The sequence below is a fragment of the Limnospira sp. PMC 289.06 genome (assembly GCF_032350395.1).
GTDB classification, from domain to species: Bacteria; Cyanobacteriota; Cyanobacteriia; order Cyanobacteriales; family Microcoleaceae; genus Limnospira; species Limnospira platensis.
Genome location: NZ_JARPLC010000023.1, coordinates 21,048 through 42,831, shown reverse-complemented (window position 1 = coordinate 42,831; position 21,784 = coordinate 21,048). Strand labels below are relative to the sequence as shown.

The window sequence follows — 21,784 nt, the reverse complement described above, 5'->3', positions numbered from 1 at the left end:
AGATTACAGCAAGCCAGACATTTCATAAAGTCTTCGGACTAAAGCCACAATGCGATCGCCATATTGAGGGTCATCAGACCATCTTCCTCCCAAAGAAAACACAGAGGGAGCGACCCCCCTAGTGATATAATCAAAACGAGGGTCTACAATTTCCTGAACAATAGGTTCATGGGTAGCGTAGGCTTTCAGATGTTGAATATGCGCCCTCACCCCTTCTTCAGTAGTAGCAAATGCAGCAATTTCCGAGGAACCCCCAACAGTTCCCAAACCCGCAAAATTATAGTCTGAAGGTTTGACAATTCCGCCAAATTTGAGGAAATCCGTCTCCAAACACATCTGACAAAAAGCCACATCATAATTAACCCCTTCGACCATAGCTTCACGGCGATATAATTTAGCAATTTCGGGAAACTGATTAGGCGCATCAGGATTTTCTGACTTCAGAAATACAATCATTTGTACTTCCGTGGTATATCCTCCCCCCATAATGCGATCGATTTGGTCGTTATAGAGTCGAGAAATCGACCTTAAAACCACCGTCCGATTAGGATTATCCCAACTGACAGCAATACCAAAATTCCGCAAGTCGATCGCCTTAATATAAACAATATTATTATATCGAATCCGAATCACCCTAGCCAATTGGGTTAAGTCAATTCCTAGGCGGTCTACCAAATCGATAGGTATATAAGAGTTACCATTAACCAAAAGTCCCCTTTCCCCATAAACCTGACCGTTAATTCTAATCCCAATTGAACCATAAACCCGATTTCCTGGGGGTAAAGGAGGGGTGGGATTAATATGTTCACTTTTCACCCAAGCCACCAGACCATCAGCCAGACCGGTAGCGATATCTGCGCGGCGGCTTTGTAAAATATTCCGGTCATTAGGATTAGTCAAATAACCGATTTCTATATATAAGGAAGGAATAGCAATCCAACGGCAAAAAATTAGATGTCCGAGTCCAGTTTCCGTGTCCGGTTTAGCGCCACGGCTGGGAAACTGAGGAACCCGCCGCAATAAGGACCAGAGAATCAACTCGGCATCTTTTTTGCGTTGAGAATTATATGCTATATGAAATACAGTAACCCCTCGATTAGAAGGATTAGGAGAGCCTCCCATGTGCAATTCAATAGCCACATCACCACGATGGGAATAAGTATTAATCCAGTCAATAGTTTGGACCTGAGATAGATCATCAGGGACCGCCAAAGCCTGAACCCCACGAGAACGCAATTCTGATAATAATATATCTCGAATTCGGATCATTTCTTGAGCTTCAGTAGTTCCCCCGGCTACAATACCAGGGTCTCTAACCCCATTCTCAAAACCTCCATGACCAGCAGATATAAAAATTCGCGCCATTGTTCAATTAATTAAGTGATCTCGATGAAAGTAATCAATGATATTTAAGACTAGATTATGCCGATCGCCTGATCCCAAAAGTAACTATGATGATCAAGTGTAGTCAAGCCCCCCCTTTTTAAGTTCCCAAATATGGTTTTACACTGTCACGCGGCTGTTGTCACCATCTCGACCCCTAATCTGGCCCAACTCAGCCAATTTTATAGTGATTTATTGGGGATGCCACCCCAGATCTATATTGAGGGAGTGTATGCGGAATTTCAATTACCGGGTTTACGATTAGGGATATTTGAACCCAGAAGCGGCGATCGCCAAGAATTTAGTTCCCCTAAGGGCGCAATGAGTTTATGCTTGCAGGTAAGTGACCTAGAAAAAGCGATCAAGAATTTTCGCGATTTAGGCTACCCACCACCGGGCGAAATTATCATCGCCTCCCACGGTCGGGAAATTTACGCTTATGATCCTTGCGGAAACCGGATTATTGTATACGAATCCAAAACTTGACAGTTGACAATTAACAGTTATTAATTAACCCTGTCCCATATATTCCTACTTTCCTAAAACTCTGTGTCAGAATCACCACAAGTCACCCGGTCCCTGGTGGGAATTGCCACCATTGTCGCGATCGCCACTCTGATTAGTAAAATCTTTGGCTTAGTCAGACAACAGGCGATGGCTGCAGCCTTTGGAGTAGGGCCAGCCATCGATGCTTACAACTACGCCTATGTAATTCCTGGCTTCCTGCTGATTTTATTAGGTGGCATTAACGGCCCCTTCCATAGTGCGATCGTCAGCGCGTTGGCCAAACGTAAACGGGAAGAAATCGAACCCCTAGTAGAAACGATCACCACCCTAGTGGGGACTGTCTTGCTATTTGTGACGGTGGGATTAATCATTTTTGCCACCCCTATGATTGATCTAGTCGCCCCAGGACTAAGCCAGACCCCGGAAGGCATAGAAATTAGGGCGATCGCCATTCAGCAACTCAAAATCATGGCTCCGATGGCCCTTTTATCTGGGTTAATAGGTATTGGCTTCGGTAGCCTCAACGCCGCCGATATGTATTGGCTACCCTCCATTAGTCCCCTATTTTCCAGCCTCGCCCTGATTGGCAGTTTAATCGCCCTCGCCCTATATTTGGGCGAAAGTATCACCCAACCGCAATACGCCCTGTTAGGAGGGCTAGTATTAGCCGGAGGAACCCTATCTGGGGCTATCCTACAGTGGATTGTACAACTTCCCGCCATGTGGCGATCGGGACTCGGTAAACTGCGGCTGCGCTTCAACTTCCAACAGCCCGGAGTCCGAGACGTAATGAAAGTAATGATTCCCGCCACCCTGTCATCAGGGACGCTACAAATTAACGTCTATACCGACCTATTTTTCGCCTCCTACATACCCCAAGCCGCCGCCGCCATGGCTTATTCCGGGTTAATGGTACAAACGCCCCTCGGCATCATTTCCAACATGATTTTAGTGCCATTCCTGCCCCTGTTTTCCCGCTTGCGAGACCCCAGCGACTGGCCAGAATTAAAAGACCGTATCCGTCAGGCTTTAACCCTAACGGCGATTACCATGTTACCCCTGAGTGCATTAATGGTAGCCTTAGCATTGCCTTCTGTGCGGGTGGTATATGAACGCTACGCCTTTGACCTAGCCGCCTCCAAATTTGTGGCTTTAATGTTAATGGCCTATGGTAGCGGAATGTTTGTCTACCTGGGGCGAGATGTTTTAGTCAGAGTCTTCTACGGTCTCGGAGACGGACAGACTCCCTTTCGGGTTAGTCTCTTTAACATTTTCCTGAATGCACTATTAGACTACATTTTGGTTAATGCTTTCGGTGCGCCCGGTTTAGTTTTGGCTACCGTGGGAGTTAACTTAATCTCTATGGTGATGATGTTATGGTTATTACATATCCGCCTAGGTGGTTTACCCTGGAAAGAGTGGAGTCGGCCATTTCTCGGCTTGGCTGCTGGTAGTATAGTCGTTGGCTTAGTGGCCTGGGTAATTCGTCTCGGTTTGGAGGAGTGGTTAGGTAGCCGAGGATTTTTTGCCATATTATTGGAACTGTCTATTCCAGGATTTATTGGTTTGGGGTTGTTTGCTTTCTGGGCGTTACAGATGAAATTACCGGAAGTGGATTTACTGATTTCCCGAGTTAAAAAACGCTTCCAAAAATAGGAGGTTTGAATGCTAGGGCTTTTTTTCCGGGTGATCAGATTTCCCGCTTGCCAAAATATCCGGTAGGGTTTATGGTGGTGACAGGTCATAAATTTTAACAACCAAAGCACCATGAGTCAAAAAGAACAACTGATTTTAATGGCAGAAGATGAATTAACGGAGTATAGTACAGAAGCCCGCAAAATGGAGAAACTGCGCCGTAAATTTAGCTTTGCAGTTCCCTATCCCCAACAGCATAAAATCCGCGAAGAAATTATGGCGGAAATACCTAATAATTTTTTGGCGAAATTAGTGGAAGAAAATCGGCAAATGGTAGCTTTGCCATTTTGGGGAATTGGTGGCTTAGGTCTATTGTTCGGAATTTCCTGGTCACAGCCTCTGGATTTTATCGCTACAGCGGTGGGGTTTTATGCGGCTTTTTCGATTCAGCAATTAGGATGGAAACTACAAGCGAAACGACTGGTAGTTAAAACTTTAGACCAAATTCAAGAAATTGTGACTTCCCCAGAAGAGAAAACCCGGGAGACTAATTCTTAGTTACCCCATAAATACCCGCCAACAGTAACCATCCTAACAGATTCACCCGAAAATCAAATATGGTGACATCGGCTAAGTTAAATAAAACACAGGCCCCAAATGCTACGATATAACTAAATAAAACTAGGCGATCGCCTTTAGTTAAATAGGGTCGCCCCATCAATTTTACCCCATCTACTAATACCCATCCCACCCCAGCCCAAAAAGCTATAGTTATCGGAATACCGACTTCCGCCATCATCATTAATGGTAGACTGTGGGGGTGTCCCATCCAAACATTCATTTGGGCTTCATAAACGGGGGTAAAATTTCGCAAACCCCAGCCAGTAATTGGTCGTTGTCGGGTCATTTCCCAAGTAAATCGCCACTGAGTTATCCTGAGAGTTTCTAGGGGGCGATCGAAATTTTCATCGGTTAATCTTTGCCAAAAATAGCCTGGAATAATTACCCGTAAACTATCCCGAAGAGGAGAAGGTGCAAAAGCAGCCCCCAACACCGCAGCCACAACTACACCGACCAACCCTAACAACCAATTCCAACCCAAATATATGGCGTATGCTAAACTAACACAAACCCCCACAATCCAAGCATTACGGGAGTTAGTGACAATTAAACCCAACCCGGAAAGTAGAGTTGTAGTAGCAGCAGTTACCAGCAAAAATCGAGGATTAACATTAGTTAAAATCCCGTGTTTTTCATAATTTACATCAGTTATTAACCCTAATTCTGCGACTAGCAAACCCAAAGAAAAGGCGAAAACAATGACTAAATAAGCAGCCAAAATATTCGCATACATGAACACAGAAGCCATCCGCCCTTGTGGGTTTCCTCCTGGTGCTAATACCCAGCCTAAAACACTTTGTAATAGTTCGATACCGGACCAACCCAGAAATTGCTGTCCCCAACCCAAAATCACAATAGGAATTCCGGGTAAAATCAATAACCAAGACAGCCATCGAAGTTGTGCAAAATTCTCAAGGAGGATTGCTACAGCAGCAAAGACGATAAAATAGGGGATAAAATTAGCAGTGCCCAAAATTGCCTCAACTGGATTTTCGGCAAAAATAACGGTTAACAGTAACAGTCCAGCTAATCCTAATAAGCCTCGGATTTTAGGTAGATTAAGTATCTGTTGATATCTGTGTTTAAGGGTAGTAATGACGGCTACAAAGATGGCAATAGCCCCTAAATTAGGCAATAGGGGCAAGGCTAACACTCCCAACTGTATGCAATTCCAGGCAGTTTGTAAAGAGCGATCGCTGTGAGTTTTAAACCACTTCCCGGTCATATAAAACCATCACACCATTTGCCAACTATAGTCACCACGAGTTAACCGAATTTGCGCCAATGCGAAAATAGTCGGAATAATCCTCGCATAATTAGTAGCAATGGCGCGCCAACCCAGGTCAGCTAAAAACCAAGTCCACAACACGGGACCCAAAAACCCCAAAATACTGCGGGTAGCGCCATAACGGGCGGCGGTCAAAGCCATACCCCGATTAGCAGCCTGGGCCGCGAGATGTCCCTGAATTTGGGTAGCAGCCACTGTCCCCCCTTGAATTAAGGTTTGGCGGGCGACTTGATATTTAGCAAAATGCAAGGCAAACTGATGGGCAATATGACCCAGAATAACAGGTCTGACTACAGAACTAATAGCTACAGCGCTTCCGGCTTTAAACAGCAGCCCTAAAGGGTCTTTCTGTACAGATATCGGTAAAGGCTGCATAGGTTTGGATTTAGCTAAAGCCTCTTGTACACGGCGGGTCAGGTCTTGCTGTTCGGATACCGGGAGACGGTCCCAAGCGCGACCCAATAGGGACAGAAAAATTTCCGCCTCCAAATCAGTAGTAGACAGTTGTCTGGAATAGGAAATCTTGAGATACCGACAAACCTGGATCAAGGTTTGACGATAGGTTACTTGTTGGGTTTTTCCCCTCAAGACAGTCATTCCGTCTGCAGCCAGATAGCGAAAACGTTGTTCCAAAGAATCTAACCACGCATGGCGATCGCGACTCTGCACGTCAATAGGTTGGGGTGTGTTAACATAATCCAACGGGTTAAAGCGACGGCTAAATAGAAGTTCAGTTAACTGTTGTAACTCATCTTCGGTTGCCAATTCTAATGCTGTTCTCAGTTCATCCAAAATCGATGCCCTCCTCAGCCCCAGATAATATCATATTCCATATTTTACATGAGCCCGGCTATCAAAAGTTAAACAGGAGTTCAGGGAACCCTTGACGGTAGCCATAGAGTCAATAACATTGATTGGCATCAAGGTAGTGGTGTTCCCTAGGTATGGAGTCCCCTGGCTAACCTAATTGACCAGATTTCCCGAAAGTATCTACTATTTGCATTTCGATTATGACCCAAGTTGATATAATTGTGATTGGTGCAGGGATTGCCGGATTAATTTGCGCCCAACAGTTGCGGCGGGCTGGGTATTCGGTGGTAGTTGTGGAGAAGTCTCGGGGAGTTGGGGGACGCGCAGCTACTCGTCGGGTAGGTGAAGATAGGGTTGATCATGGTTTACGGTATCTCGAACCCACGGGGGAAACTGTGGGAAAGTTAATCACGGCTATGGGGTCGGATCTGCAACTGTGGACTGATAGGATTTATCAGTTTCGGTCGGGAGAATTTCAGGCCTTACCAATGCAGGGCTGTTATATTTGTCCCCAGGGAATGAATGGGGTGGGGAAATTCTTAGCGACTGATTTGGATATTTGGTTTGGTCGCCGGGTAGAGTCGATTACTCCCCAGGATAATGGCTGCTGGTTTTTGGATTTGGCAATAACGGCTGATAACTACCCGGAAACTCCCAAAGATATCGCTGCTAAAGGGGTGGTTGTAGCTATTCCTGCACCCCAAGCGTTAATGTTATTAGAATCTCCAGGGGCGCAAATTCCGGCGGATATGATTGCACAAATACGATCGCTTAATTATGATCCTTCTCTGGCAGTGATGGCGGGTTATAGTGAGGATAAATGGGCGGCATTAGAGAACAGAAATCTGCTCTGGAAAGGGGTAGAATTTCCCGAAGGCGATCGCCTGGAGTGGGTCAGTTTGGACAGTAGCCGCCGCCAGAACCCGAAAACACCTATTTTGGTTTTCCATAGTACCCCGAAATTTGCCCGCCAATATCTTGATGTGACTGATTTAGAAACCCCCGGAAGAATGCTCCTACAAACTGCGAGCGATCGCTTATTTTCTTGGTTAAACTCCCCGGAATGGATGCAGGTTCACCGATGGCGTTATGCTTTTTGTCAAGAGTGTTTATCAACTCCCTGTATAACTACTATAACTCCCCTGCCTTTGGTGGGGGCCGGAGATTGGTGCAGCCCCAAATCTATTGATGGTGTGTTACAATCAGGAATGGCGGCGGCTGATTGGGTCAATTCCCAGTTACAAAAACGCCCCTTGCCTGGTCAAAAAATCTGGCAATTATTGGCTGTTAATTAGGGTGCTTCTGTCGATTTAGTCCCGTTTGGTTACAGTATATAATGAGTTACCCAAAATTCGGCTTCAAACATTACTTATTGTTGGCTACTGCTTTAGTGTTGGCTATGGGTGGATTAATTCGCGCCCAGGCTAACTCTCCCCAAACTTATAGCTTCTCGACTGAGTTTAAAGGGGGGATTCTGGAAGGAAAATTTACCGGATATGATGCCAACAATAATGGTATTTTAGAACAGGAAGAGTTGACCAGTTTTGTGGCTACTTATAATGGCTTTAATACTGAACCTAAAACCGCTAATTGGCATCAATCCCATATCCGCCGATTTCAAATGGATCTCAACTCTCAAAAAATTATCCTGTTAGCGATCGCTACTCAAGATATACCACAATCAGGGGTTAATTGCAGCCTGGAATTTATTTTGCGTCTGGGGGGATATGTGGAAGGACGAGATTTAATTGAAATTGAAAGATCATCGGGCTTTTTTAATCAAGTCTGTCTGGATCAATTTCCGAATTTGAGAAACCATGAAACTCAGTCTTTACAGGTTAATTTGATTAACTAATCTCCTGTCCCCCCCTCCCCCCAAAATCAGTGGGGGGGGTTGACAGCTACGGGCATTAATGATAGTATTTTAATGTATAGCCTCATAATTAAAATCTAAGTGCTAATAAAAAAAAGGGATATATTCCCATTATATAGCATAATACCATAAGCCCAGCCAAAAAGCCAGCAACCCCCCCCAAAAAAATTTTTTGTAACATTTCTTAATTTTTTTGTTACAAAACTTAACATAACCAGGTTAGGTATCAGGAAAGATAGGTATATTTTCTGAGTTCAGTAACAAAAGGAATAGTATTAATTCCATGCTTGACAGCTTCGGGATTGTTTTCTAAAGATTGAATAATACAATCAGCAAAATTGTAACGGCGATCGCTAAGACCATATCGCTTAGTTAAATAGCCCAAAAGTTCCAAAGCGTAATCATAAAAACTCAACATATCAGCGAGACAGGCTAATTTAAGAATCCGGTCTGGGGTTTTAAGGTGATGATTTTGGTCAGGTCGAATTAAATCACGGAAATAATAGCCATCAGTCCAGACAAATTGTCCGCGATGTTGTCGGGACATGAGACTAATTCCCTGTCGCAAGCCATGCCATTTTTGACCGATATCAAACAAAGTAAATTGAGAGTTTCTCAGATATTGATCAACATCTGCAAACAGAGGTTGATGCTTGTATAATTCCACAAAATTCACCTCTACCACGGCGGCGAGGACATCAGGGATAATGTGATTTTTACCTCCGAGTAAAACATTCAATTCTCCGCCTTGTACATCCAATTGTATCAAATCAATGGGACTTTGTAAATTCACAAAAAAATTATCCAATGTAGTGGTAGCAACCTGAGTAGTGGAGATTAACTTATGGCGATCGCTATATTCTGATAATCGGTCAATAACGACATCATTAGGGGGATATAGGGAGGAACAACCGGGATGTTGAGTAACATATAAAGAAGCGCCTTGACAGTGATTCCAGAGTGCGAGGGGGATATGTTTTTCAGTCCAAGTAATATTTTGAGAAGCGAGTTCAGCATTACGGCGATCGCAGGCTTCTTGGTCAGCATCAAAGCCATAAATAGTCAAATTAGGGGCAAAGATTTCCCAACCTTGGCGGGAATAATCCGAATCAGCAAACTCATCTATTTTCCGGGACCCGACAATACAGAGGGTGAGATGAATAGAATCTAAATAACCCCATTGTTTTAAAGTTGGTACAAAAAAGGACATTTTGGTAATCTCAAATCCGCGCTTTAATGATATCTGATGGGCTGTGTAGGGTGCGTGATAATTGACGCAACCTACAACAGGATTATGGATTATCCAATAGTAGCAGCCCGCTTGTAGGCTTCATCAAGAACTTCTGATAAAGTCGGGTGTGTGTGGACTAGAAAGGTTAAGGTATTGACAGATTGACGGAGGGCGATCGCATTAGCAGCCTCTTGAATCAAATCGGAAGCATGGAGGCCAAAGATATGAACTCCGAGGAGTTCCCCGGTATCTTGGCGGTAAATAACCTTAGCAACCCCCTCGGTATCGACCTCAGCGATCGCCTTAGAATTACCCTTAAAATAGCTTTTGACACTAGCGACCTCAAAGCCTTGAGATTTACCCAACTCTTTAGCGGCGGGTTCAGTCATACCGACATAACTAATTTCTGGGTGAGTAAAAGCAGCAGCGGGGATACTGAGATAATCGACCTGGCGATCGCGTCCACAAATAGTTTCCACTACGGCGACTCCTTGGGCTGATGCAGCATGGGCTAACATCATTTTACCAGTAACATCACCAATAGCCCATAGATGTGGTACTCGTTGGGTCCCGGAGAGAACCCCCAAATAATTATCAACGGGAATAAATCCCCGTTGAGTTTCCACGCCGAGAGTTTCCAATCCCATATTTTTACTAACAGGAATGCGACCAGTAGCGACCAAACAAGCATCAACTTCTAAAACCTGTTCGACCTGTTTAGTTTTCGCATCAGCCAGTTCAATCAACACGGGAGAACCGGGAGTAACTTTCAGGGCTAATTTACCAGAGAAAGTTTCGACATCGCGGGATGAAAGAAGGACCCGTTCAGCTAATTTAGCAATATCGGGGTCAAAAGTAGGCATCAAATTATCGAGGGCTTCAATCATGGTCACTTCACAACCCAAAGCGGTATAAATATCGGCAAATTCCAAGCCAATATAACCACTCCCGACAATAGCAATCCATTGTGGTAGTGATGACAATTTCAAAGCATCATCACTGGTAAAAACGGTTTGATGGTCAATTTCAATACCTGGGGGTACAAAGGGGACAGAACCGGGGGCGAGAATGATATCCTTAGCGGTGATAATTTTTTCGCCGTCCTCAGTAGCGATCGCGACTTTTTGGGGTGCCGCCACTTTACCCCAGCCATGAAATGTATCAACTTTCAGGCGTTTAAGGCTATTAGTTAAATCCGATCGCAGTTTAGTAACAATATTTTCAGCGTGGTTAGCAATAGTTTGGCGATCGAAATTAACCGCCCCCACCTGAATTCCTAGGGACTGCAAATGGTGGGCGTTGCGAAGTTCCCGGACCCTTCCAGAAGCCGCTAATAAGGCCTTAGAGGGGATACAGCCACGGTTAACACAGGTTCCCCCCATAAGGTCGGCTTCCACAATTGCGGTCTTTAAGCCACAGTTGACGGCGTGGATAGCCGCCCCATGTCCTCCCACACCCGCGCCAATAATTACCAAATCATAATCAAAACCTTGGCTCACAATCACTCTCCTGGTGCGATTCTATTCACAATCATTTTCACAATCATTGTTAACCAGAAAGGGTACATCAGACAAGACCATCTGAGGATCATTCTCGCAATTGGTCTATATTTCCACTGGCTAAAACTTCAAGATGGGCGGTAATTTTTGAGGCTTCCCAATCCCACCAGCACAATTTTTGTAGTTGTTCTATTACTGGATTTGGGAAGCGTTGCCGAATTATTTTAGCGGGATTTCCACCGACAATAGTATAGGGTTCTACATCTTTGGTAACTACAGCATGGGCGGCTATTATCGCGCCATTACCTACTTTAACACCGGGCATAATAGTAGCTTTGTAGCCTATCCAGACATCATTTTCAATGATAGTATCTCCTCGGCTATATTCGGAATCAGGCTGAATTTTTTGCCAACCATGACCGAAGATTTCAAAAGGATAGGTGGTAAAATTATCTAAACAATGGTTACCGCCATTCATAATAAATTCTACATGGCTGGCGATCGCACAAAATTTGCCAATAATTAATTTATCCCCGATAAAGTCAAAGTGATAGCGCACATTTTTCTCAAAGTTTTCGGGATGGTCAAAATCATGATAGTAGGTGTAATCTCCGACAATAATATTGGAGTTTTTTATAATATTTTTGAGAAAGCACAACTGCCCATAATTGGCTAAAGGATAGGCTAGGTTAGGGTCTGGTCCCCATTCTTGGTTGGTGGTCATGATGGTTGAGGTGGTGATTTTTAGTGGAACGTTCAAAATTCGTGGCAAAATTATTTATATATTAGCGATCGCCCCCAAAATCTAAAGTCAAGCCAAAATATGCAATCAACCATTACAGCCCAATCAGTTGTGGACTTTTTAGGCTCAGAAATTGTCCCGAACCAGAAAACCGACAAAGTAGCCATTTTACCAATTCCCTTTGAAGCCACCACCACTTATCGCAAAGGGTGCGAAAACGGGCCAGGAGCCATCTTAGAAGCCTCCCAACAACTAGAATGCTATGATGATGAACTGGAAGCGGAGGTGGGGTTACAGGTGGGAATTTACACCCATGAAGCCATTGCGGATACCCGCGAGGGCCAGTCGGTGTCACTGGAGGAAATGCTGCGGGTGACGACAGAGACGGTAAAATCTCTAGCTGCTGAAGGTAAGTTTGTGATCGCCCTGGGGGGGGAACATGGCATCACGGCGGGAGTGGTGGAAGCCTACCGCCAAAGGTCAACGGAACCATTTACAGTAGTCCAAATCGATGCTCACGGTGACCTACGCCACGAATACGAAGGGTCTATCTACAATCATGCTTGTGTGATGCGTAGGGTGGTAGAGATGGGTTTACCGACGGTACAAATAGGGATTCGTAGCCTATGTAAAGCCGAAGCTGATCTAATTCGAGATCAGGAAATGAAGGTAATTTGGGGCCGCGAAATTGCTAGGGGGTCCGATTGGATAGAAAAAGCGATCGCCAGTATACAGACCAGGCGGGTATTTCTGACCATAGACCTAGACGGTATCGACCCGAGTATCATACCGGGAGTAGGGACACCAGAACCGGGAGGACTTTCCTGGTATGATTTAATTGCCTTTCTGCGACAGTTATTTATATGCCAGGAAGTGATTGGCTGTGATGTAATGGAATTAGCACCTGTTGTGGATTCGGTAGTTTCTGAATTTACCGCCGCCAAACTGGTCTATAAACTGGTAGGGTATCAGGCGTTAGCCAAAGGTTGGATTCATTGACCCGAAATTCCGCACCGCCTCCGGCGCGTGTAGCAGTTGGCTGGTCTTTTTCCTGGCTGACTCCGGCACGCGCCCCGACAAGGAACTTGCTCCCAGAATCGTAAGCGCGATAATGAGAGGTGGTTCATAATATCGACCTTGAGCGATCAAACTTTGAACTGCTATGAAAGGTACTCTGATTAACAGCTATGCTCCTGACTTTGAATTACCTGGGGTGGATGACGAAGTTCACCACCTAGCCCGGTATCTGCAAAAATTTCAGGTTGTCATCGTTATCTTTATGTCAAATTCTTGCCCCTACGTTCAATCTTATGTAGGCAGAATGAAGGCACTGCAAACCTATTTGCAAACGGTGGGAGCGACTATAGTGGGGATTAATGCTAATGACCCATTACAATCGCCGTCTGACAGCTTTGAGCAGATGAAAATCTTTGCCCAAGACCATGATCTGAATTTTCCATATATTCGGGATGTGACCCAGGATGTGGCTCACTGTTTTGGCGCGGAAACTACCCCGGAAGCCTTTGTCCTGGATAACCAGGGAATTTTGCGCTACCGAGGTGGCTTGGACGATAACCCGGAATCCCCAGAAGCGGTAACTATCAACTATCTCAAAAACGCAGTATCTCAATTATTGGCAAGTGTTGCGATTGCCCCGGAAACTACCCCGCCGATTGGTAGTCCGATTCAATGGCGAAGATGATGGTCTACCTCACTGGGATGATTCCCTCTCAGAAAAAATCTGATATCAATAGCAGCTTTCTGGTATCTTGAATTGGGACCGAACCTTATATCTGCGTAATCCGTAGATGGTATATAGCCATTGTCAATAGGGGATCTAAATGGGGACAAAATATAAACGGATCTTACTGAAACTCAGCGGTGAAGCCCTTATGGGTAGCCTGGGATATGGCATAGACCCGATTGTGGTTCAGGAAATCGCCCAGGAAGTTGCTGATGTGGTCAATAAAGGGGTGCAGGTGGCGATTGTGGTGGGCGGGGGTAATATCTTCCGAGGAATGAAAGCAGCTTCTGCGGGAATGGATAGGGCGACCGCCGACTATGTGGGTATGATTGCTACAGTGATGAATGCGATCACGTTACAAGATTCCCTAGAACAAATAGGAGTGCCAACTCGTGTACAAACGGCGATCGCTATGCAGGAAGTGGCTGAACCCTACATCCGACGCAAAGCTATTCGTCATTTGGAACTAAACCGGGTGGTGATTTTTGGGGCGGGTTCGGGTAATCCGTTTTTTACCACGGACACGACGGCGGCACTGCGGGCGGCGGAAATTGATGCCGAGGTGATTTTTAAAGCCACTAAGGTAGATGGAATTTATGATTGTGACCCGGCAGTTAATCCTGATGCTCGTCGCTATAATACTCTTACCTATGGCTATGTGCTGACCCATGACCTACGGGTGATGGATAGTACGGCGATCGCCCTGTGCAAAGAAAATAATCTTCCTATTATTGTATTTAACCTGACTGAGCGTGGCAATATTGGCCGGGCTGTGGTGGGTGACACTGTTGGAACTTATGTCGGAGGTTCTTGTGAAGTTAGCTGATGTTGAAAACCTGATGAAAAAAGCCTTAGAATCTACGGGGCGATCGTTTAATACGATTCGCACCGGACGGGCTAATGCTTCCCTATTAGACCGGATTACGGTAGAATACTACGGGAGTCCGACTCCTCTCAAATCTTTGGCAAGTATCAGCACTCCTGATGCTTCTACTATTACTATCCAACCTTTCGATCGCAATTCTCTAAACAACATTGAGAAAGCTATTTCTATGTCAGATGTGGGACTGACACCTAATAACGATGGCTCAGTTGTACGTCTGAATATTCCGCCGCTGACGGAAGCACGTCGCCAAGAATTTGTGAAACTGGCGGGAAAATACGCCGAAGAAGGCCGGGTGTCGGTTCGTAATGTCCGCCGAGATGCGATCGACTCGGTTCGCAAACAGGAAAAAAGCGGGGATATCTCTGAGGATGAATCCCGCGATCTTCAAGACCAGATTCAAAAACTTACTGATAAGTACACAGCTAAGGTTGATGAACTACTCGAAGTCAAAGAAAAGGATATTATGACGGTCTGAGGTATTTTGATGGGGGTTAATCCCCCAAAACCACCCGCACCCCCATTGATGTAAACAAAAGTTAATGGCTGAAATTTATGTTTGACTGTATCATTGTCGGAGCAGGTCCCGCTGGTGGGGCGGCGGCTTATCATCTCGCTAAACGAGGGCGCAATCCTCTGGTGGTGGAAAAAAACTCCTGGCCGCGAAATAAGCCCTGTGGTGGTGGGGTGTCTCCGGCGATCGCTTCCTGGTTTGATTTTGATTTTACTCCCGCGATATCCACTACTGTTGATAAAATCCGTTACACTTTCAAACTGGCTGACCCCGCCGAAACGGCTATATCAAAACCTATGTGGATGGTGCGCCGAGATGTTTTTGATGCTTTCCTGATGCAGCAGGCTCAAGATCAAGGCGCTAGTTTCCAACCTAATACAGAAGTTACTGGTATTAAGTTTAAAGGCGACAGTTGGCAATTAACTACTGCTAATGGTGAAACCCTCACAGGTCGCTATCTGATTGCAGCAGATGGCGCAAAAGGACCTGTGGGCTCATGGTTGCGCCTCAAACAGTCTAATCCTCGACTGGCTATGGTCACGGAAGCTACTCAATTATCAGATGTGCCAACTTTTGAATTTGGTATGGTGAAAAATGGCAGTCTGTGGGGGTTTCCCAAGGCTGATGGTTACACGGTTAGCGCTGCTACTTTCCGAGGAAAAGACCCTAAAAATTTGAGCCAAGATTTGAGTCAATATCTGAAAGCGTTGGGGTTAGATCCTAGTTCCCCTATTGTTGAACATCCTCTGCGACTTTGGGATGGCGATCGCACCCTTCATGGTCAAAATGCTCTGATTGCTGGAGAAGCTGCTAGTATTGTTGACCCCCTCTCTGGGGAAGGTATCCGCCCGGCTATTTTGACTGGGGTGAAAGCCGCAGAGGCGATCGATGCGGCGATCGGTGGAGACCAAAGCGCCCTGGAAAAATATACCGAAATTATTCGGACTGAATGGGGTGTAGATATGGTTTGGGCTTCACGGTTGGCTGGTGTATTCTACAGTTTCCCTGGTATTGCTTATAAGGCGGCGGTTAAAGTTCCTGCTGCTACTGAGTTGATGAGTAAAATCCTTTGTGGCGACCTTCGCTATGGCGATGTGGCTGGTCGCGCCATCAAGAAATTGAGTCCGTTTTAATTTTCACGGGGAATCAGTTTTGCTAATTTAGGGATTGACAAGCACCGGGAACTAATGGTAATATACTTACATACAGTTATATAATAGAAATCTGTGCCTAAATATTAAAAATGTCAATATTCCCATTATCTAAAAGTATACCAGAAGCCGCCCGCCGAGGCAAGCACCCCCCAGAAAAAAAATTTTTTCGCAACAAAACTTAATTTTTCGTTACAATACTTAACATAACCGTAATCATGAGTTATCCATTGTCCATGATTGGGATTAAGCTAAAATGAAGTTCCCAGGGGAGGTATTGAATGGGAATCTCCGATAGTTTTGTTAGAATAACTACAATCGAAATATCGTAGCAGCCACCAATGTTCTGAAAAGAGCAGCCATTTTAAATCAGGAAAGCAGCCCCATATCTGCTAAAAATAGTCAAACCTAATTTTGCATTGTAGCTAAATAGAGGGAATCTTAGCCGGATTCTCGAACTCCCCCAATCAGGAAACTTATGTACACTGTGGACACTGCACAAGACCTTAAATCTCAACTAGATCATCAAGTTTTGCTACGTCGAATCATTAGTAGGATTCGGCAATCATTGGAACTGCCAGAAATTCTGAAAGCGACAGCAGGGGAAGTCCGTTCATTTTTAGGAACGGACCGGATTATGATCTATAGATTTGATCAAGACGACAGTGGTGAAGTGGTGGCAGAGTCCATTTATGACGATCGCCTCCCGTCCCTGCTAGGGTTGCATTTTCCGGCCGATGATATTCCGGAAGAGGCACGCGATCGCTATGTAAAACTTAGACAGCGAACCATAGTTAATGTTCACTCTGGAACCATAAGTATAAGTCCCCTAGACTGTCCAGAAAGTGGGGAACCGCTACCGACGACAGAAATCAAATCGAGATCTGTAGATCCTTGTCATATCAGTTATCTGACCGCCATGGGAGTTCAATCCTCGGTGGTTGTACCGATTCTGTACAGTAGGGGAAAAAATCATGATAAATCGCGATCTGGTCAGTTTTCAACCTCATCAAATAAATTGTGGGGGTTATTGGTTTCTCATCATTCTGAACCACGGGAAACTTCGCCATTAGAATTGCAGATTTTGCAATTAGTGGTCGATCAGATGACCATTGCCATTGGTCAAGCTGATATGCTGGCTCAAACCCGCAAACAGGCGATGTTAGAAGCTGCTATTAATAAGGTAGCTTCTCTGTTACATGAACAACCGACGATTGAGTTACAAGCGGCTTTAGAGGCGGCTGTGGAGGACTTTGAGGGTTCAGGAGGGCGACTATATATCCAATCTCATCCGGAAAAGACCCCGGAGGTATTTTATTGTGGTGAACAGCCGACGATGCCTTCATGGGAAACCAAATCAATCATGGAAGAACATCCCCTCTGGCAAAAGTGGCTGAGGGAGGGGTTTAAGTGTAACAGTAACAGCGCGAAGCGATCGCTTGATGGTAGTGGCGGAAATATTTGGGCAATTACGGATTTATATAAAGAACCCCAACTGCGAATTTTTACCCCAGCTTTTAAATCTACCGCCATTCGGGGTTTGTTAGTGTTTCCGATTAAATACCGCCATAATAACCTAGGATGTCTGACTATTTTTCGTGATGAAATTGACACAGAAACCATCTGGGCGGGACGCTTTGATCCTAGTTTAAAACAAATGATGCCCAGACAATCATTTGAAGTGTGGCGGGAGTTCAAACAAGGTCAATCCCAACCTTGGACAGCGGATGAGATTAGCTTAGGTCAAGCATTAGGGAAACATTTTTCGATGGCAATTCAACAATATCTGTTGTATAGAGAGGTTCAAGACTTAAACAGTACCCTAGAACAACAGGTACAGCAGCGGACGATTCAACTCAAACAGTCTTTAGATAATGAACAAGTGAAAACCGAACAGTTAGAAAAGACTCTGGATGAACTGAAACGCACGCAAAGCCAACTTATTCAAACTGAAAAGATGTCAGGCTTGGGTCAGTTAGTGGCTGGAGTCGCTCACGAAATTAATAATCCGATTAACTTTATTTTTGGGAATTTAAGCTATGTGAGTGAGTATAGCGAAAGTTTACTTCAACTCATTCTCCTTTACCATAAATACTATCCCCAAAGACACCCGGAGATTGAAAACTATGAAACGGAAATCGACCTAGATTTTCTTCAGGAAGATTTACCGAAAATTCTGGCATCAATGCAGATAGGCTCCCAAAGAATTCGCCAACTGGTGTTATCTCTGCGGAATTTTTCCCGTCTGGAGCAAGCCGATCGCAAATCGGTTGATATTCATGAGGGTATTGATAGCACTCTGTTAATTCTGCAACATCGTCTGAAGCCTAGACCTCATCATCCTACTATTGAAGTAGTTAAAAATTATGGTAATATTCCGCCTATAGAATGCTATGCGGGATTACTTAATCAGGTGTTTATGAATCTGATAAGTAATGCCATAGATGCTCTGGAATTTCATGTTAAACAGCATCCAGAGGAGGATTTTTCACCGGGAATCAGGATTAAGACTGCTTTAATTTATGATGTAAATAATGGTCAAGATTGCTTGGAAATTTCTATATCTGATAATGGTCCAGGAATCCCCTCAAACATTCAAGCTAGTATTTTCGATCCTTTCTTTACGACTAAACCTGTAGGATTAGGTACAGGTTTGGGTTTGTCGATCAGCTATCAAATTGTGGTAGAAAAGCACCAAGGTAAAATCAATTGTTGTTCGGAACCTGGTCAAGGTACAGAGTTCAGGATTACGATTCCGGCTTATAATATATCTCGAACCAAGTCCAAATAAGTCGAAGTAAGTCGAAGTAATGGTAGAAGGCGATTAACCGAAATTGATGATCATGAGAAATCTATTAAGTATTTTACTGGTGAGTGTTAGCCTATTGTGGGGGTGTTTAACACCTATGGCGATCGCAGATAATCTGAATTTTGATCAGGGGGCTGAGATTTTTAGCGTCCACTGTGTGGGCTGTCATGCTGGGGGTGGTAACATTATTAGGCGGGGTAAAAATTTGAAACAGCGGGCTCTCCAACGCAATGGCTACGACTCCATAGAGGCGATCGCAGAAATTGTGTCTAATGGTAAAAGCAATATGTCGGCTTATTCTGACCGTCTGAGTGTCTCAGAAATCAAACAGGTCGCCGCCTATGTGTTAGACCAGGCTGAGAAAAACTGGCGTTAATGGACTGTTGCAATTAACTGCTGGCGGTAACGGATAACCCTTCGACAATAACAGATGGAGTATAAATAGAACCATTCCAGTTAGCATCTCCTCCGACATTAACTACTTGCTTTAAGGCGGTGTAGACATTTCCAGAAACCATGGTATTTTTAACCCGACCGACAACGTGACCATTTTCAATGCGATATCCCAGATCGACATTAACGGAAAATTCCCCAGTAATTCCGGCCGCCGCTCCTAACATCTGATCAATAATTAGACCGTGGTCTAGCTGTTTAATTAAGTCTTGCATAGAGTCGCGTCCGGGTTCAATTAACAAATTGAATAATCCGGGGGTAGGATAACTATTCAAATTGGCTCGAAACCCGTTCCCTGTGGTACCACTACCGAGGGTGCGCCCGGTAGTTAAATCAGTATAAAATAGCTTGAGTATGCCATCTTGAATAAAGACAATGGGACGGGTGGGAATTCCCTCATCATCAAAGGGGCAGCTAAACGGCCCTAGGGCGGGTTTCTGAGAGAGGGTAAGGGAGGTAGACACAACTTGGGTTCCGAGGCGATCGCTCCAGGGAGAAGACCGTTCTAGGACTTGTTTACCATTGAGAGCAGCGGAAACTGTACCCCATAACATATCTGCGGCTTTGGCGGTAAATAAAATGGGGACGCGCCCAACCAAGGGGGGTGCGTTTTCCCTAGCCCATTCCAGGCGCTGGAGAATGCGTTGGCTCAATAACTGTGGTTCAAGGCTACCCCGTTGAGTCTGACCGTCGGAAATGTAGAGAAAATCATTTTCCTGGACTAATTCGGTTTCCAAATAAGCGCTGAGGGTTGTATCGGTGTGGCTACAATCAAGACCTCTGGAATTAATCAGGCGGGTTGATTCGACTTCACAATCCCATTCTCCTGAGCAGATAATATCTGGGTAGATGTCTCGAATGCAGCTAATGGTCTCTTTTCCCCAGGCCATAAGCTGTTCTAGTTCGATGGAATTTCCGATCGCCGGATAGTGATTTAGGGAAGTATCATCGGCTATGGTAATGGTTTCTGGGTGATTAAGGGCTGATAGAGCGATCGCTCGCTCGACTAATTTTTGAGGGGGAACTGCACCGTGGGCGACAGCCAATCCGGGGCAGCCATCGCGCCACAATCGCAGAACAATTCCCTCTGATTCAATCCGTTCGATTTGTTTGAGTCGGTTAGCTTCAAAAAAGAGGGGGCGAGCTTGGGACGTAGCTCGGAATACCTCCGCCACTTCTGCTCCGGCTTTTGCCGCCAACTCCAGAAGCTGTTCGGCTATCTGGTCATGGGTCATGGATGGTCGATTCTGCCATAGCTTTCACATCGTTACATCCTACCCTGTGGCGAGCCACAAAAACCGGGTATTTTCCAGAGAGATTACCAAAGGGAGATTAATCGGTCTCCTGGGGCCCAAAGACCATTTGCAGAACCATGGCTTCACCTCCGGTCTGATGATAGCGATCGGCCCACTGGCGAATGATCTCATCTAACTCTTCTAAGGCTGACTCAATGCGATCGCTGGGAATATCCAATTCCTCCAAAACCCGCATTACCTTGGGCTGACGTTCCGCCCAGTCCCTCATTAAACGGAAATACCTAGCGGTATCTTCCACCATAATATAGGTGCGTTCTTCCTGATCTTCGGGAGAATAGGAAGCGCGGGTCAGAGCATAGAAAGGCATCCCCCAAGGAGAATCTATTTTAGTGACTGTCCCAGAGTAGATCAAGCGTCGCTTAATATGTTCTGTTAAGGCTTCACTTAATGGCATCCGTCTACTAGGTTCGATGTCTTCTTGAGAACGTCTATGGAGAAACTCAATCAATTCCATAAACTGAAAAGAGTTGATCAATTGAGCATCGGGTAAATACTTGGGTAAACGACTTTCAATTACCCGTTTTTCTTCTTGAGTTAAACTGCTACCCGGGACTCTGGCTTTTCCCGGTTGCCAAGGGTACTGCTCTAGCCACACATAGGGAAACTGAATCAGATAGCGAGGTTCCGTAGAACCCAACATTTTTAAGAGCTTCCCTTCGGTCAGTGCTTCCCGGACTTCCTCAACAATCACTTTCACCCGTTTGGGTTCAATATGATGTAGGTGTCCGGTCATGCGGAGGTTTTCACCCTGCTCCATATAAGTTGTATAGATAGCACATTTAGCGGCAGTTGCCGCCGCATCTAAAAATGCCCCATGTCTATGCCCACTGGTTCTCATGGCGCTAAAAGCCAAATAAAGCATGATCTGATCCATGCCACTGGGGCTAAGGCTTTTGATCAGATCTGTATCTTTTTTCATGACAATCCCTGGAATTTCATAAATAATATATGAGATGAATGGTATTATCCCCATTAGTGAGAATGGGTTATCTTACCCAGATCTATTGCTGAGTAAATAAATAAACGACTGGAGACCGCGCAGTTTCTATCCCTGATGCTAGTATGGGTTTGCCACGGGGACTTATGACCGGGCGCAACCTATTTTATTAGACAACTTACCTGGCCTTTCCTCAATTGGTAATATAGTAGTTTGGACGCACCCTCGGCACTCAGGGCTTTCCAATTGAGATTAGTTTAGTTTAGATATGCTTATTATACACACAAAACCGCCCAACATCCATAAACTCATGGAAATGTTCGGCAGTTGTGGTCTTTATAGATTGGTTGTATTTGTTGACAAATACTCGGATTTATGTTCTAAAATT

Annotated in this window: 20 protein-coding genes; 12 read left to right on the top strand and 8 right to left on the bottom strand. The window is 45.0% G+C overall.

What is annotated here, in order from left to right:
• Window positions 1-3 precede the first annotated feature (3 nt).
• The gene (gene tftA, locus P5674_RS07605; protein ID WP_006625224.1) at window positions 4-1,365 is read right to left on the bottom strand and encodes a hormogonium tapered terminus morphoprotein TftA; all 1,362 of its coding nucleotides are present in this window, start codon (window positions 1,363-1,365) and stop codon (window positions 4-6) included.
• 132 nt (window positions 1,366-1,497) lie between these two features.
• On the opposite strand from tftA, the gene P5674_RS07600 reads away from it, so the two are divergent.
• From P5674_RS07600 to P5674_RS07590, 3 genes are all read left to right on the top strand, one after another.
• Entirely contained in the window at window positions 1,498-1,869 is a 372-nt protein-coding gene (locus P5674_RS07600) for a VOC family protein (protein WP_006625223.1), read from the top strand.
• 63 nt (window positions 1,870-1,932) lie between these two features.
• Entirely contained in the window at window positions 1,933-3,546 is a 1,614-nt protein-coding gene (gene murJ / locus P5674_RS07595; protein WP_006625222.1) for a murein biosynthesis integral membrane protein MurJ, read from the top strand.
• A gap of 111 nt (window positions 3,547-3,657) precedes the next feature.
• On the top strand, window positions 3,658-4,083 hold the full coding sequence (locus tag P5674_RS07590; RefSeq protein WP_006625221.1) for a hypothetical protein: 426 nt from the start codon (window positions 3,658-3,660) through the stop codon (window positions 4,081-4,083).
• On the opposite strand, the gene P5674_RS07585 is transcribed toward P5674_RS07590, so the two are convergent.
• Window positions 4,073-5,371 (bottom strand): O-antigen ligase family protein, encoded by a 1,299-nt coding sequence (locus P5674_RS07585; RefSeq protein WP_315669908.1) that lies wholly within the window; start codon window positions 5,369-5,371, stop codon window positions 4,073-4,075. The two genes, P5674_RS07590 and P5674_RS07585, sit on opposite strands and share 11 nt — an antisense overlap.
• A gap of 9 nt (window positions 5,372-5,380) precedes the next feature.
• Window positions 5,381-6,226 (bottom strand): YaaW family protein, encoded by an 846-nt coding sequence (locus P5674_RS07580; RefSeq protein WP_006618903.1) that lies wholly within the window; start codon window positions 6,224-6,226, stop codon window positions 5,381-5,383.
• 218 nt (window positions 6,227-6,444) lie between these two features.
• Here P5674_RS07580 and P5674_RS07575 point away from each other — a divergent pair, with 218 nt between their 5' ends.
• Together P5674_RS07575 and P5674_RS07570 are read left to right on the top strand one after the other, a co-directional pair.
• Window positions 6,445-7,539 (top strand): FAD-dependent oxidoreductase, encoded by a 1,095-nt coding sequence (locus P5674_RS07575; RefSeq protein WP_315669907.1) that lies wholly within the window; start codon window positions 6,445-6,447, stop codon window positions 7,537-7,539.
• A 41-nt stretch (window positions 7,540-7,580) separates the two neighbouring features.
• A complete protein-coding gene (locus P5674_RS07570) occupies window positions 7,581-8,099 on the top strand; it encodes a hypothetical protein (RefSeq protein ID WP_006618905.1) in 519 nt (172 codons plus the stop codon).
• A gap of 244 nt (window positions 8,100-8,343) precedes the next feature.
• Here P5674_RS07570 and P5674_RS07565 read toward each other — a convergent pair whose 3' ends face one another.
• The 3 genes from P5674_RS07565 to P5674_RS07555 form a co-directional block, all read right to left on the bottom strand.
• Window positions 8,344-9,327: an FkbM family methyltransferase gene (locus P5674_RS07565; protein ID WP_006618906.1), complete on the bottom strand. Its 984-nt coding sequence runs from the start codon at window positions 9,325-9,327 to the stop codon at window positions 8,344-8,346.
• A gap of 89 nt (window positions 9,328-9,416) precedes the next feature.
• Complete coding sequence (lpdA, locus tag P5674_RS07560; protein WP_006618907.1) at window positions 9,417-10,847, bottom strand: dihydrolipoyl dehydrogenase; 1,431 nt, start codon at window positions 10,845-10,847, stop codon at window positions 9,417-9,419.
• An 88-nt stretch (window positions 10,848-10,935) separates the two neighbouring features.
• Complete coding sequence (locus P5674_RS07555; protein WP_006618908.1) at window positions 10,936-11,571, bottom strand: CatB-related O-acetyltransferase; 636 nt, start codon at window positions 11,569-11,571, stop codon at window positions 10,936-10,938.
• A 99-nt stretch (window positions 11,572-11,670) separates the two neighbouring features.
• Here P5674_RS07555 and speB point away from each other — a divergent pair, with 99 nt between their 5' ends.
• From speB to P5674_RS07520, 7 genes are all read left to right on the top strand, one after another.
• Window positions 11,671-12,588, top strand: coding sequence for an agmatinase (gene speB / locus P5674_RS07550; RefSeq protein ID WP_006618909.1), 918 nt, complete (start codon window positions 11,671-11,673; stop codon window positions 12,586-12,588).
• 163 nt (window positions 12,589-12,751) lie between these two features.
• A complete protein-coding gene (locus P5674_RS07545) occupies window positions 12,752-13,291 on the top strand; it encodes a thioredoxin family protein (protein WP_006618910.1) in 540 nt (179 codons plus the stop codon).
• Between the two features lie 139 nt (window positions 13,292-13,430).
• Window positions 13,431-14,159, top strand: coding sequence for a UMP kinase (gene pyrH / locus P5674_RS07540; protein ID WP_006618911.1), 729 nt, complete (start codon window positions 13,431-13,433; stop codon window positions 14,157-14,159).
• Window positions 14,146-14,694 carry a ribosome recycling factor gene (frr, locus tag P5674_RS07535; RefSeq protein WP_315669906.1) on the top strand — a complete coding sequence of 183 codons (549 nt, stop codon included), beginning with the start codon at window positions 14,146-14,148 and terminating at the stop codon, window positions 14,692-14,694. The genes pyrH and frr overlap by 14 nt, the downstream gene beginning before the upstream one ends.
• Window positions 14,695-14,771: 77 nt before the next feature.
• Window positions 14,772-15,863, top strand: coding sequence for a geranylgeranyl reductase family protein (locus P5674_RS07530; protein WP_014274722.1), 1,092 nt, complete (start codon window positions 14,772-14,774; stop codon window positions 15,861-15,863).
• A 496-nt stretch (window positions 15,864-16,359) separates the two neighbouring features.
• A complete protein-coding gene (locus tag P5674_RS07525) occupies window positions 16,360-18,672 on the top strand; it encodes an ATP-binding protein (protein ID WP_315669905.1) in 2,313 nt (770 codons plus the stop codon).
• 46 nt (window positions 18,673-18,718) lie between these two features.
• Complete coding sequence (locus tag P5674_RS07520) at window positions 18,719-19,066, top strand: c-type cytochrome (protein ID WP_006618509.1); 348 nt, start codon at window positions 18,719-18,721, stop codon at window positions 19,064-19,066.
• 13 nt (window positions 19,067-19,079) lie between these two features.
• Here the strand turns inward: P5674_RS07520 and P5674_RS07515 are convergent, their stop codons facing one another.
• Together P5674_RS07515 and hetR are read right to left on the bottom strand one after the other, a co-directional pair.
• A complete protein-coding gene (locus P5674_RS07515) occupies window positions 19,080-20,378 on the bottom strand; it encodes a TldD/PmbA family protein (RefSeq protein WP_014274724.1) in 1,299 nt (432 codons plus the stop codon).
• Window positions 20,379-20,475: 97 nt separating this feature from the next.
• A complete protein-coding gene (gene hetR, locus P5674_RS07510; protein WP_014274725.1) occupies window positions 20,476-21,378 on the bottom strand; it encodes a heterocyst differentiation master regulator HetR in 903 nt (300 codons plus the stop codon).
• Window positions 21,379-21,784: the final 406 nt, after the last annotated feature.